Below are 11,293 nucleotides of genomic sequence, written 5' to 3'. Positions count from 1 at the left end.
CGACATACCTCCTTGACCTGCAACTCATCATATGAGGGGGACTCATCGACGCGCTCTTGGCCGCTCGCGGGGCGGGTTCACCAGTAAGCTTCACTGCCTGGCTGATGCCCTTGGACGACCGCTCGCCTTCCACCTGACGGTCGGGGAAGCGGCAGATTGCAAGGCATTTGACGCGCTGATAGGTCTGCCTGAGCGCACGCCCGATGCCCTGCTTGCCGACAAGGGCTACGACTCCGATGCCATCCGTGCCGACCTCGCCGAGCAGAAAATCGTGGCCGTCATCCCCGGCAAATCAAACCGTCGTGTGAAGATCGAACACGACCGCGCGCTCTACAAGCAGCGCAACCGCATCGAGCGCATGTTCGGCCATCTGAAGATCAACCGCGCCATCGCCACGCGCTATGACCAACTTGCCAACAGCTTCCTCGGTATGGTCCATATCGCCACCGCCAGATACTGGCTCAAATTTGTCCACGCCGCCTAGGAACTGCCGATGATTCATCGTAGCGCCCTTTCTCTAGCCTTTGCCCTCGTTCCTTCAATTGCGTGGGCGTCCGATGGGCCGCCGGTTGCAGATCCCGATGAAATCATCGTTTATGGGCGCGGACTTGAACAAGTCGGCGTTGCCACGAGCGGGTCGGCAGGTGTGGTTGGCTATGCTGATTTCGAGAAGCGGCCTATTTCCCGGGTGGGCGAACTTGCGGAAAATGTCCCCGGCCTGATCGCGACCCAACACTCCGGTTCAGGCAAGGCCAACCAGTTTTTCCTGCGAGGCTTCAACCTCGATCATGGCACCGATCTCGCCGGCTCTGTCGATGGCGCTCCGGTCAACATGCGCAGCCATGGCCACGGGCAGGGCTATCTCGATCTCAATTTCCTGATCCCCGAACTGGTCGAGCGGATCGACTATACAAAGGGGCCCTACCATGCCGCCGATGGCGATTTCGCTTCGGCCGGATCGATGCGCTTTGTGACCAAAGCCCGGCTCGCGCGCCCGTTTGCGGAATTGACCGGCGGCTCGTTCGGATACTGGCGGGGGGTAGCGGCGGGCAGCGGCGATGTCGGCAACGGCACGGTCCTTGCCGCCGTCGAGGGCACGGTCTCGGACGGGCCGTGGGTGCTCGACGAGAACCTCCGGAAGGTCAACGCGCTGATCAAGTATTCGACGTCTGACTGGTCATTAGGACTGGCGGGTTATTCGAGCCGCTGGACATCGACCGACCAGGTGCCAGAGCGCGCCATTGCCTCGGGCATGATCCAGCGCCTCGGCTTCATCGATCCCAATCTTGGCGGGCGGGCTGGCCGGATCGCGCTGACATTCAACGGTAAGTCCGGCGACACGACGTTCTCTGCTTTTGCAATGGGCTCGCGGCTGCAGCTGACATCGAACTTCACTTATTTCCTCAATGATCCGGCGAACGGCGATCAGTTCCGGCAAGTTGACCGGCGCGGGGTGTTTGGCGGTTCGGTGAGCCATGCGCTTACGAGCGGCAGCGTCGCTTGGCGTGTTGGCGCCGATATGCGGTGGGACCGGATCGGGAAGGTCGGCCTCTACCGCACCAGCGCGGGCGCGATCACGTCGACGGTGCGGCAGGATCGGGTAGACGAATACAGCGGCGGGCTGTTCGGCGAAGCGCAGATCACCATGGCACCGCATCTGCGCCTTGTGCTCGGACTTCGCGCCGATGCGCTGGGCTACAACGTCCGGTCCGACCTTGCCGACAATTCCGGCCCCGGTTCGGCCGCGATCGTCTCACCCAAGGCCGCGCTGGCGTGGAAGGCGGCAGACGGCATCGAACTCTATGCCAATTACGGGCAAGGCTATCACTCTAACGACGTGCGCGGCGCGGCCATCACCGTTGATCCGGCGACTGGCGATTCAGCAGACAGGGTGCCGGTCTTTGCCCGTTCGCGCGGGGCGGAATTGGGTGTCCGGGTAGAACGCGGCTCGCTCAATGCCTCGATGGTCGGCTTCTGGCTCGATCTCGCGTCCGAACTGGTGTTCGTGGGCGACGCCGGAAGCACCGAACCCAACGACGCCTCGCGCCGCTTCGGCACGGAACTGGCGCTGTTCTGGCGTCCGGCGCGCTGGCTGACGGTTGATGGCTCGGCGGCGCTAACCCGCGCGCGGTTTCGCGGTGTCGCGTCCAGTCAGTCGTTCATCCCCGGCGCGACCCCGTTAGTTCTGGGTGGCGGCCTGACTGCGGATTTAGCGCCGGGCTACACGGCCACGGTGCGCGTGCGCCATTTTGCCAGCGCGCCGCTGATCGAGGACAATTCGCAAAGGTCCGAAGCGACCACCCTCGTCAATCTGGGCCTGTACCGCAAGACCGGGCGGCTGCGCATAGGCATCGACATCCTGAACCTGTTTGATGCCAAGGATCCGGACATCTCCTATTTCTATGCATCACGGCTGTCTGAAGAGCCGACAGGCGGGGTAGACGACCGGCACATCCATCCAGTTGAACCTCGCCAGGTACGCATTTCGGTCCGGCTCTTGGTGTGATCGTTGCTGCAGACCGGCGCTTACTCAGACATTCCTGCTGATCGGAGTGCCGATCTCATCCCCAGCAGGCGACACCTCCCGCTTGGCCTTGTCGAGGTACGGCAGCATATCCGCCGGACTTGCCATGCCGGCCCGTCTCCTAAGAAAGTCAGACGCGGTCTCGACCACGCCGATTTTCTGGGCAATGGCGACCGCGATCCACTGATTCAGCGACACGCCGTCTTCCTTGGCAAGCCGGGCAGCGGCTTCCTTGAGCGATGCCGGGAGCTTGAGCGGATAGGATGCCTTGCTCATGATCGTAACTCCTTCAACAATTCTCCGGGTCTCAACACTCGCAAACCGAACCTGGCCGCGCCCTTGGCGAAGTCGCGCACATTGTGCGTAACCAACGCATCGACGCGACCATTGACCGCCGCTTCCAGAACCATTTCATCGTTCGGGTCCGACAATTGCGGCCGCCATTGAAAACTCACCTCAACTGCCTCGCAGGCGCTCGCCAGTGCAGCAAGGAAGCGGTCGATGTCGCGCAATCCCAGGCCATGCGCCAAGCGCTGTTCAGGTCTCTTCAGCACCGCCTCGTATTCGAGGAACAGCGCAGGCGTCACCAGAGGCGTCAGGCGCCCATGTGCAGCCTCGCGCAGAACTGCGTTGCTGCCGCCTGTCGCGCTCCCCAGCGCTGTCACGATGACGTCAGTGCCGAGAACGACTCCAAGCATATCCTATGAGATATCACTCCCTATGCAATATTTCACTGGAGCGCCCAGCAGACGCTCCACCGCATCGCCGATCTGCTGCGCAGCGTCGAGCAGGTGCTCTTCATCGAGATGCGCGTATCGCGCGGTCGATTGGTGGTTGGCGTGCCCTAGCAGCCGCCCGATCACGGGCAAGGTTTCCTTGCTCATCGCGGCATGGCTGGCGAAGGTGTGGCGCAGGTCGTGGATGCGCAGCTTGCCAAGATCGGCCTGATGAAGGATCGTCCGCCAGAGATGCTTGATACATCTGATCGGCCTGCGGTACTGGTAGTTCCAGAACAGCCAGGGTATCTTCGGATGGCGCGGCAAACTGTCGATGGCCTCGTGCCAAGCAAACCGAGCCAGACTGTGCGAGGGCCAGTCTTGCTGTCGCGCAGCAGTAGGCGATTGGCCTTCACGTCCTGCCTCTGGAGGTTCAGAATCTCGCGGTAACTGCAGCCAGTCAGCCACAGCAGGGTGATGACCACGCAGCCTGAGCGGATCGTGAGATTGTCGCTGGCGCGCAGCCGTTGAGCATTGCCCCTAACCGGGCCAATTCCTCCGCAGACAGGAAGCGCTCGCATTGGCGGCGCTTGTTTGGCCTCACCGACCGGCAGGGATTGGTGTTTTCTAGCCGGTATCCCCACACCTCGGCCTTGTTGAGCATGTTCTTGAGGATCTCGAGCGTGCGGTTCGCTGCACCCGGACCGGTTCGGTTGTTGAGGTCCGCGAACCACTTGATGACATGCTCTTCGCTCATCTCGTCGATGAAGACAAACTTGTAAGCACCATCGAGATACTGGCGGCGATAGCCGTTGTGCGTTTCAAGGGTCGATGCCTTCTACTGAGGCGACCAGCGGGACCAATACTCCCCCAGAAGATCGTCGAACTGGTGCGCGGAGCGGATGAGCTTGCGGTCGGTTGCCGGATCGCGACCGACCTGCGTGCAGGCGATGACGCGCCGCGCGACCATCTATGCCTGATGCCGGGTGAGGACCGAGGCCGGGCCGATGATGACCGTCCCAAGCCTCCCCGCCATCCGCGTCTGGACGATGTAGACATTCCGGCCGCTGGGATAATGCCGAATGCCAAAGCCGTGCTCGATTCCGAGCCAGGTGGTGGACCGTGCCTTGCCTTTGGGCACAAGCAGGAAATTGACGTTTGAGCCGACCTCGGCAAGCGCCTCCTCGACGATCCGTTTGAGACTGGCGGCGGTCATGGGCGCAGCCCGATCGCCTGCGCCAGCGATCCCGCGATGCGGTCTGCGGCATCGCCGATCACGTCGTCGGACAGGTGAGCGTATTTGGCGGTGGCTTCGGGCAGGACGTGCCCGAGTAGTCTGCCAATCGTCGCGAGGGGCACGTTGTCCATGATCGCTGTGGATGCGAAGCTATGCCGCAGGTCATGGACGCGAACGTCGGGCAAGGCATAGCGCGCACGGAAGGGAAGCCACCCGTTCTCGAAATTGAGCGGCTTTGTCCTGGCGCGGTTTGGGAACGCAAGAGGCGTGTTCTCGTGCCGCTCGATCCCTTCCAGCACTTCAAGCGCCTGACTGTCGAGCCAGATCGTTTTTGCTCCGGTCTTGTTGTCAGGCAGGAGCAAGCGCGGCGGTTGCGCCCACTCCCAACGAAGATTTAGTATCTCGCCGATGCGCGCGCCGGTAAACAGCAGTAGCCGCACAATTGCGACCTGTGCGGGATCGGCGGCCTCCTGCTCTCGCAATGCCGCGCCGATCCGACGATACTCCGCTGGCGTCAGGGACCGCTCCTTCGGCTCACGTTTGTTGCGAGGCATCCCCCAACAGGGGTTGGAGCCCTTGCGCCGCAAGCGCAGCGCCTCGGCATATTTAAGCGACGCCGCCAAGACTGGCAGAGCGCGATTGAACAGCGCTTCTTGCGGACCTGAACAGTCGTCGCGCCAGCGGTGAATGTCGGCGGGAAGGAGATCTGTCACGCGCACCGCACCGAACGTGGGTGCTATGACAGTTTTCCAAGCGTTCCAGTTTCGTTTGGTCGTCGAGGCTTTCCATACGCGTGAAAGATCGTCCCAGTAGGTATCGACAAAATCCGACAGGACCGGCGCCGCCTTGACCCCGGCGCGTTTGGGCAGACCATCGAGCGCCACTTCGGCGAGCAGGCGCCGGGCCTGTGCCCGGGCAAGCCCTGCCGCGAGTTCATCAGACCGGCCCAATGTGATCCGGCGATGCTTGCCGCGATGGCGCAGACGAACAAACCAGTAGGTGTTGCCTGTGGGCCTGACGCGCAGACCAAAGCCCGCAAGTTCGGTATCCCAGATGCAGCATTCGGCCTCGCGCAGCGGCTGCTTGCGCCGCGCAAAGTTGCCATCCAGCAGTGCCCGGCGCCCCGGCTTTCGCCGCTTGGGGGCCATATGGCCATCGACAATATCAAGACTGGGGCCGAAAGTCGCGGAATTCCGGTCATTTGCGGGGACCAGATGGCCTTCAGCGATATACCCGCTGCCAAGCAAGCCCAGCATCTCGCACACTGATTTTACGGCGCTTTTTCCCATAAACAGAGCAGTGCACTGCGTACAGGCTGCTCGCCCGCGATCTTCGCAAGCGCATTCCCAGCGTCAGTGGCAAACAGCATCCGGCGGACCTGTCCAGGTTGCGGTCATGGCTGAAACGCTATGCCAGAACCCTGGCTTGAGCGAGGAGGTAGGGTGACTTGCCAGTGACCTGTTTGAAAGGCGGATCAGGCAGCCTTTGCAAATCTTCCTACCTTAATCTCGCCTACGAGTGGTCCTTGGCAAAGGTGACCGCCAGGCCGGTGTGAACCGGCGCCGGTCGGGAATCTGCCGGGGCAGCTGCAGCCCATGCTACCGTCATGGGTATGGCGCGAAAACGGGTTACGCCGACGACGATCATCGTTGATGTTTGGCGTGTCTTGTCTGTGCCGGAGGGAAGTCAGGCTGCCGCAAGTTGACCCGGAATATTCCCTGCCCAACCGGGTGTTCACTCGAAATAGACAAGAACCCGTGGCGAAGCTGCCGCTCCGGACCGGGGGCGCCTGGTGTCCTTTTCGTCGATTATGACGACAACCGTGTCGAAGTGGATCGGGCAGGGCGCGCGCAGCGGCCGGCAGATCGACTGGGATGCTGCATTCAGGGCTGGCTGGTTCGTTCCGGGTTTGCCGAGTGAATACAGGATTTCGACAGGAACGACGACTTCTGCGCTGGCATGGCCGGATGCCGAGACAGCGGGTGCGCCATGGGCTGCCGCTGATCCGGCAAACACGGCAAGGGCTGCAAATGTCGCGCGCGACAGGCAACTCGAAACAGGCGTTCGTCCAGCCATGCAATAAGCCTAGGCTGGAAATTTCTCCAATCAAGTCAGTATGATCCCGGATCTGCAGGGTTTCGTGTATCAACCTGGGACCCGGCGCAGTCCTGCGCCATCTCGCCCGGCAGCTGGTCTGGCCTGGTCCGTCAGGCAAGGGTCTTGCCCGATCCGTGCCGATCGGCGAGCCATGGCGACCCAGCGTGCGGTGTTGTGCTGGGGTCGATGCCGGGAGCGAAACAATTCCTGCCGGGGCTTACAGGCTTTGTCAGTCGCGCTGCAGCCGGAAGGAGCAGGCTTCATGAAATGCGCCGTGCGTCACCGACATGATCGGCCGGTCATGCTGCGCGCTTCCCAGGTTCTCGGGCGTCAATCGGTTGATGGCGGTTCGGGCTTTGCTGGCGCTTCACGCCATTTGCCCGCAAGGCCGGCGTCAGCCTTTGCGAATTTTGGTCCTGCCCAGCTGATCGCACAAGCCAGGGGCGGCAGGGAACATGCTGGTGGACTGCGTCCGGATGCCGACCAGCGGAACTTTCACCAGAAAGCCAAATTCGAGCGTTCGTTCAAACAGTGCCCTGTCGGGAAGGATCATGCCGGTTGCGCCTTCGACATGGCGGCGGGCAGCGTTTGTGATCACGCCTAGGCCATTTCCGGACCTGTCGCGTACAACAGGCAAGTTGCCGGAGGACATTTCCATGTCGATGATGACGAGATCGTCGGGATGCAGGCGCTGGATGGCATCGATTGCAATTGCGTAGTTTATCAAACGTTTATCCAGCAGAACCCGCAGAGAGTGCCAGCCAGGCCGATCCATGGCGCTACCTGAACATTGCAGCAAGGATGCCGCCAAGCTTTGCGAGAGAAGAATGTCTGTTCAAAGGGCAAATGTCCTGTCTTGCTCGATCTGCTGCAAGATACCAGTAATAGAGGCAAATTTGAATAGATGATGCGCGAACATTTCACCAAGATTACATCTTTACTGTCCTCCTCATTACATGCCATTGATAAGACCCATTAATTGTTCGTGCGGGTCATCAGGAAGCCAGGTCCCGATCTGCATGGAGACGCCAGACGCGCCCTTGTTGGCAATAAGCATCCATGACCCGCCAGGAGGCGTTGGATCTGACAAGTTGGATCTGACAAGGAGTGACGCGCGCCCCAGTTGGTTTCGAACAAGTCCATGGCCCAGGCATCCTCCTCGCGACAGGCCGCGCAGCGAACTTCCCTGCGCTGTGCCATCGCCGTGCGCTTGGGCGTCTTGTTGCGAAGCCGGGACCCAGATCGTTGCAGCTTCTGTGCGTTCGTATCATGGCGATCTCCCCGCCTTGATGGTGAAGAAGCACGCAGACGCAATGATGGCCAGAACGGAGGCGCATCTTGCAGATCTCGCGGATGCTGGTTTCAGAACCGGCCCGCTCGCGACGGCGGGATCTGTCGTGGCAGGTCGGCGTATCCATCTCCAGAATCGGGCAAGCCTGCGGATCGACACACCCCGGTCACCGTGCCCCTCTTAACCCGCTCGCGTCTACGAGCAGGCTCCACTTTTCGGCGAATGACGTTGCCGGATGTCCCTGTCCCAGGAAAGGTCCGTATCGCGCTGGCGCAGCTTGGAGTTATCGTCCCCGAGCGGTTTCAAGCAGAGCCTGTCCGGCGGCAGCTTGCGGTCGCATCTCTTCGTCCAGTCAGAGCAGGTCTTCTGGCTGATCCGGGCCTTGCGGCCAATGTCAGCCACGCGAACACCGTCCGCTCGCTGCTTCGAGACAAACGGCTTGGACGCGCCTGAGAATCGGGACGCCATGGCCGGAGAAGAAGCCTCGGCTTCAGAAAAGCGGCCTTCCCTCCGATTCGGATGTAAAATTGGCAGGCGGGTGTCCGCCAGCCTCGCACCACCTCACCGGCCTTCCCATAAGCTTATGAAGTTAATGGAGTTTATGGTCTGGGCCTTGTCATCAGGCCTTGCGCGCCGATCCTGCGCATCGAATACGGTTAACGGCACCCTGCCCCGAATAGTTAGAAATCCTTAACCATGGCGCGTGTTTGGGATGCGTATGTCTACTTATACCCCGTCCCTGAGCCCGAGGCTCCTCCTTGGCACTGGCAGCCTTTTCGCCCTGGTGTGTGTGACCCCGGTGCATGCTGCAGGGGTCAATGCCGGCACGCTCATCGAAAACACGGCATCGGCGACATTCAAGGCCGGGAGCCAGACCGGCACGATCAGGTCGAACAAGGTCGTTATCAGGGTCGATGAACTGCTCGACGTTGCGGTCACCAGCCTCGCTGCCTCCGAGCTTGTGCTGCAAAGCGAGACAGGCGTGTTGCCGTTTGCGGTCACCAATAGCGGAAATGGGCCGGAGGCATTCGTTCTCACCGTCGATGCGGCAATGAGCGGCAACCAGTTCAGCCCGCAGATCATCGGCCTTGCAATCGACAGCAATGACAACGGCACTTACGAGGCAGGCGTCGACCAGATGCTGGCGGGCGGCGCACAGACCCCCGTGCTTGCGCCTGACGGCGCCGCGCGGATATTCGTGCTCGCTGCGTTGCCCGATGGTGCGAGCGATGCACAACTGGCCCGGGTCCAGCTCGTCGCAGCCGCTGCGACCGGCAGCGGAGCGCCGGGCACGAGCTTTGCCGACAAAGGTGAAGGTGGGGGTAATGCCGTTGTCGGTCTCACCACCGCCAGAAACGCAGCGCAGGCCGCGATGCGCTCCTCGCTTGCCAGCGTCAGCCTGATCAAGTCAGCGCGTGTTGTCGACCCGTTTGGCGGCACTGCACCGATCCCCGGCGCGAAAGTGACCTACCAGCTCGTTGCGGAAGTATCGGGCAGCGGCATTGCACAAGGTCTCGCAGTCACTGACGTCATCCCGGCCGGTACCACCTATACGGCAGGTTCGCTGTCACTCGATGGTGCTGCCCTGACCGATGGCGAGGATGGCGATGCCGGCAAGGCCGGCAGCTCCGGGGTAAGCGTTGCGCTCGGCGATGCTGCGGGCGGTACCCGATTTACAGTCAATTTCACCGTACAGATCAACTGACAGTTGGGACACAAGCAGATGAACATCAAGATTTCCTTGACCGCCGCCGCCCTGGCCCTGGCCACGCCATGGGCAGGGGCAGCAGCGGCTCCTGCAGCCAACCCGCCGGCAGCCAATCCGCCAGCAGCCAATCCGGTCGCCCTCGAGGGCAGCGTGATGCTGGAAAAGGCCGTTGAAGAAGGCGGCGTGCGCAAGCTGGTCCTGAGCGAGCCCAAGGTTGTCGTCCCTGGCGATCGCCTGTTGTTCTCGACCTCCTATCGCAATCAGGGCCCGCAGGTGGTGACGGACTTTGTCGTGACCAACCCGGTGCCTGCGGCCGTCGAGATCCTGCCCGAAAGCATCGGTGATGCGGTGGTCTCGGTTGATGGTGGCAAGACCTGGGGACAGCTTGCCGCGCTTTCGATTATCGATAGCTCCGGAGCAAAGCGCCCGGCCAAGGCCAGCGATGTGACGCACATGCGCTGGGTCATAGCCGCGATTGCTTCAGGCGCTTCGGGCAAGGTCCAGTACAACGCGATCGTCCGCTAAGAGCCGCGGGGGGTAGCAAGGCCGCCAGCTTGCGGGCGGCAAGTCGACACGCAGGCAATCAGAAACGGAGCAATAGATGACGTACCGCAGCAGAATGCTGGGGGCGGCGGGCGTTTGCGCGCTCGCCGTACTCAGCACAAATCCGGCCTATGCCGCCGGAACGACCGCCGGGAGCACCATTACCAACAACGTCACGGTGGCGTTCCAGGTTGGCGGCATCAACCAGACTGGCACTTCGGCATCCGATACGCTGACGGTCGACCGCAAGGTCAACCTCACGGTGGCCGAAGTCGGGACGACAACGACGCAAGTCTCGCCCGGTCAAACTTCGGCCGTGACGGCCTTTACCGTGACCAACACGTCGAACGCCGTGCTCGACTTTGCGCTCGTTGCCGCCCAGCAGACCGGCGGGGCGGGCGCCCATGCCAATACCGATACCTTCGACACCAGCAATGTGCGCATTTTCCGCGATTCGAACGGCAGCAATTCGTACGATTCGGGCGATGCCCAGATAACCTATCTCGATGAGCTGGCAGCTGATGGCTCGGCCACGGTCTTCGTGGTCTCTGACGTCCCGCTGAGCCTTGCGACCGGCAGTGTCGCGGTTTTCACGCTTACAGCAACGGCGCGGGCAGGCGGGGGGACCGGCAGTCAGGGTGCGGCATTGGTGCAGACCAGCGGTGGCAACACCGCCGGCATGGACACCGTGTTCGCAGATGGTTCTGGGGCGACCGACGGACTGCGCGACGCCGCATTTTCTGCCAAGGACGATTACACCGTGCTGGCTGCGGCGCTGAGCGCTACCAAGACATCTCGCGTGATCAGCGACCCGGTCAACGGGACCACGAACCCGAAGATGATCCCGGGTGCGACGATCGAATACTGCATTGCCGTCTCGAATGCCGCCGGCAGTGCAGCGGCCACCTCGGTCGCGGTCAATGACCCTTTGCCGGCGAACCTGACCTTTGACGCAGGCTTCGGGGTCAAGACGAATGGCAGCGTGGTCTCGGGCGTCTGCCAGGCAGATGGTACAGGTGTTGGCGACTTCACCTCGAACACCGTCACCGGAACGATTGCCTCGGTCGCCGCCAGCGAGACCAAGACCCTCGTGTTTCGCGCCTCGATCAACTGATCGCAAATGTCGCCCAGGGACGAAATGCCAGACCCGGCAATGCCGAAGGCTTTCGTCCCTGGA

Annotated in this window: 13 protein-coding genes; 5 read left to right on the top strand and 8 right to left on the bottom strand. The window is 61.8% G+C overall.

Annotated elements, in window-relative coordinates:
• The first annotated feature begins 31 nt into the window (after positions 1–31).
• Both HGI46_RS19945 and HGI46_RS19940 read left to right on the top strand, forming a co-directional pair.
• Entirely contained in the window at positions 32–484 is a 453-nt protein-coding gene (locus HGI46_RS19945; protein WP_206065851.1) for an IS5 family transposase, read from the top strand.
• A gap of 9 nt (positions 485–493) precedes the next feature.
• Positions 494–2,506, top strand: a complete 2,013-nt coding sequence (locus HGI46_RS19940) for a TonB-dependent receptor (RefSeq protein WP_168905570.1) — start codon at positions 494–496, stop codon at positions 2,504–2,506.
• A gap of 24 nt (positions 2,507–2,530) precedes the next feature.
• Here HGI46_RS19940 and HGI46_RS19935 read toward each other — a convergent pair whose 3' ends face one another.
• The 8 genes from HGI46_RS19935 to HGI46_RS19905 all read right to left on the bottom strand — a co-directional run bounded on the left by HGI46_RS19935 (position 2,531) and on the right by HGI46_RS19905 (position 7,385).
• The gene (locus HGI46_RS19935; RefSeq protein WP_168905569.1) at positions 2,531–2,800 is read right to left on the bottom strand and encodes a toxin-antitoxin system HicB family antitoxin; all 270 of its coding nucleotides are present in this window, start codon (positions 2,798–2,800) and stop codon (positions 2,531–2,533) included.
• Positions 2,797–3,222, bottom strand: a complete 426-nt coding sequence (locus HGI46_RS19930) for a putative toxin-antitoxin system toxin component, PIN family (RefSeq protein ID WP_168905568.1) — start codon at positions 3,220–3,222, stop codon at positions 2,797–2,799. Before HGI46_RS19930 ends, HGI46_RS19935 begins: the two co-directional genes overlap by 4 nt.
• 3 nt (positions 3,223–3,225) lie before the next feature.
• The gene (locus HGI46_RS19925) at positions 3,226–3,567 is read right to left on the bottom strand and encodes a tyrosine-type recombinase/integrase (RefSeq protein ID WP_168905567.1); all 342 of its coding nucleotides are present in this window, start codon (positions 3,565–3,567) and stop codon (positions 3,226–3,228) included.
• Positions 3,568–3,700: 133 nt separating this feature from the next.
• Positions 3,701–3,997, bottom strand: a complete 297-nt coding sequence (locus HGI46_RS21960) for a hypothetical protein (RefSeq protein WP_206065850.1) — start codon at positions 3,995–3,997, stop codon at positions 3,701–3,703.
• 213 nt (positions 3,998–4,210) lie between these two features.
• Positions 4,211–4,456, bottom strand: coding sequence for a hypothetical protein (locus HGI46_RS19920; protein ID WP_168905566.1), 246 nt, complete (start codon positions 4,454–4,456; stop codon positions 4,211–4,213).
• Entirely contained in the window at positions 4,453–5,733 is a 1,281-nt protein-coding gene (locus tag HGI46_RS19915; RefSeq protein ID WP_240946910.1) for a site-specific integrase, read from the bottom strand. The genes HGI46_RS19920 and HGI46_RS19915 overlap by 4 nt, the downstream gene beginning before the upstream one ends.
• 478 nt (positions 5,734–6,211) lie before the next feature.
• Positions 6,212–6,553, bottom strand: a complete 342-nt coding sequence (locus HGI46_RS19910) for a hypothetical protein (RefSeq protein WP_162896183.1) — start codon at positions 6,551–6,553, stop codon at positions 6,212–6,214.
• Positions 6,554–6,968: 415 nt separating this feature from the next.
• Positions 6,969–7,385 (bottom strand): hypothetical protein, encoded by a 417-nt coding sequence (locus HGI46_RS19905; RefSeq protein ID WP_206065849.1) that lies wholly within the window; start codon positions 7,383–7,385, stop codon positions 6,969–6,971.
• Between the two features lie 1,270 nt (positions 7,386–8,655).
• Here HGI46_RS19905 and HGI46_RS22490 point away from each other — a divergent pair.
• From HGI46_RS22490 to HGI46_RS19890, 3 genes are all read left to right on the top strand, one after another.
• Positions 8,656–9,570, top strand: a complete 915-nt coding sequence (locus HGI46_RS22490) for a hypothetical protein (protein ID WP_206065848.1) — start codon at positions 8,656–8,658, stop codon at positions 9,568–9,570.
• Between the two features lie 18 nt (positions 9,571–9,588).
• Positions 9,589–10,098 (top strand): hypothetical protein, encoded by a 510-nt coding sequence (locus HGI46_RS19895; protein WP_162896179.1) that lies wholly within the window; start codon positions 9,589–9,591, stop codon positions 10,096–10,098.
• 76 nt (positions 10,099–10,174) lie between these two features.
• The gene (locus tag HGI46_RS19890) at positions 10,175–11,230 is read left to right on the top strand and encodes a DUF11 domain-containing protein (RefSeq protein ID WP_168905563.1); all 1,056 of its coding nucleotides are present in this window, start codon (positions 10,175–10,177) and stop codon (positions 11,228–11,230) included.
• The last annotated feature ends 63 nt before the right edge of the window (positions 11,231–11,293 follow it).

The sequence above is a fragment of the Novosphingobium sp. ERW19 genome, from assembly GCF_012641315.1.
Classification (GTDB): Bacteria; Pseudomonadota; Alphaproteobacteria; order Sphingomonadales; family Sphingomonadaceae; genus Novosphingobium.
Note: the sequence above shows the minus strand (reverse complement) of the source record. Positions and strands in the feature narration are given on the sequence as shown.

Bases quoted from the DNA above. Each gene is read 5' to 3' on its own strand.
- HGI46_RS19945 (WP_206065851.1), top strand. From the start codon at position 32: ATGAGGGGGACTCATCGACGCGCTCTTGGCCGCTCGCGGGGCGGGTTC.
- HGI46_RS19940 (WP_168905570.1), top strand. From the start codon at position 494: ATGATTCATCGTAGCGCCCTTTCTCTAGCCTTTGCCCTCGTTCCTTCA.
- HGI46_RS19935 (WP_168905569.1), bottom strand. From the start codon at position 2,800: ATGAGCAAGGCATCCTATCCGCTCAAGCTCCCGGCATCGCTCAAGGAA.
- HGI46_RS19930 (WP_168905568.1), bottom strand. From the start codon at position 3,222: ATGCTTGGAGTCGTTCTCGGCACTGACGTCATCGTGACAGCGCTGGGG.
- HGI46_RS21960 (WP_206065850.1), bottom strand. From the start codon at position 3,997: ATGAGCGAAGAGCATGTCATCAAGTGGTTCGCGGACCTCAACAACCGA.
- HGI46_RS19920 (WP_168905566.1), bottom strand. From the start codon at position 4,456: ATGACCGCCGCCAGTCTCAAACGGATCGTCGAGGAGGCGCTTGCCGAG.
- HGI46_RS19915 (WP_240946910.1), bottom strand. From the start codon at position 5,733: ATGCTGGGCTTGCTTGGCAGCGGGTATATCGCTGAAGGCCATCTGGTC.
- HGI46_RS19910 (WP_162896183.1), bottom strand. From the start codon at position 6,553: ATGGCTGGACGAACGCCTGTTTCGAGTTGCCTGTCGCGCGCGACATTT.
- HGI46_RS19895 (WP_162896179.1), top strand. From the start codon at position 9,589: ATGAACATCAAGATTTCCTTGACCGCCGCCGCCCTGGCCCTGGCCACG.
- HGI46_RS19890 (WP_168905563.1), top strand. From the start codon at position 10,175: ATGACGTACCGCAGCAGAATGCTGGGGGCGGCGGGCGTTTGCGCGCTC.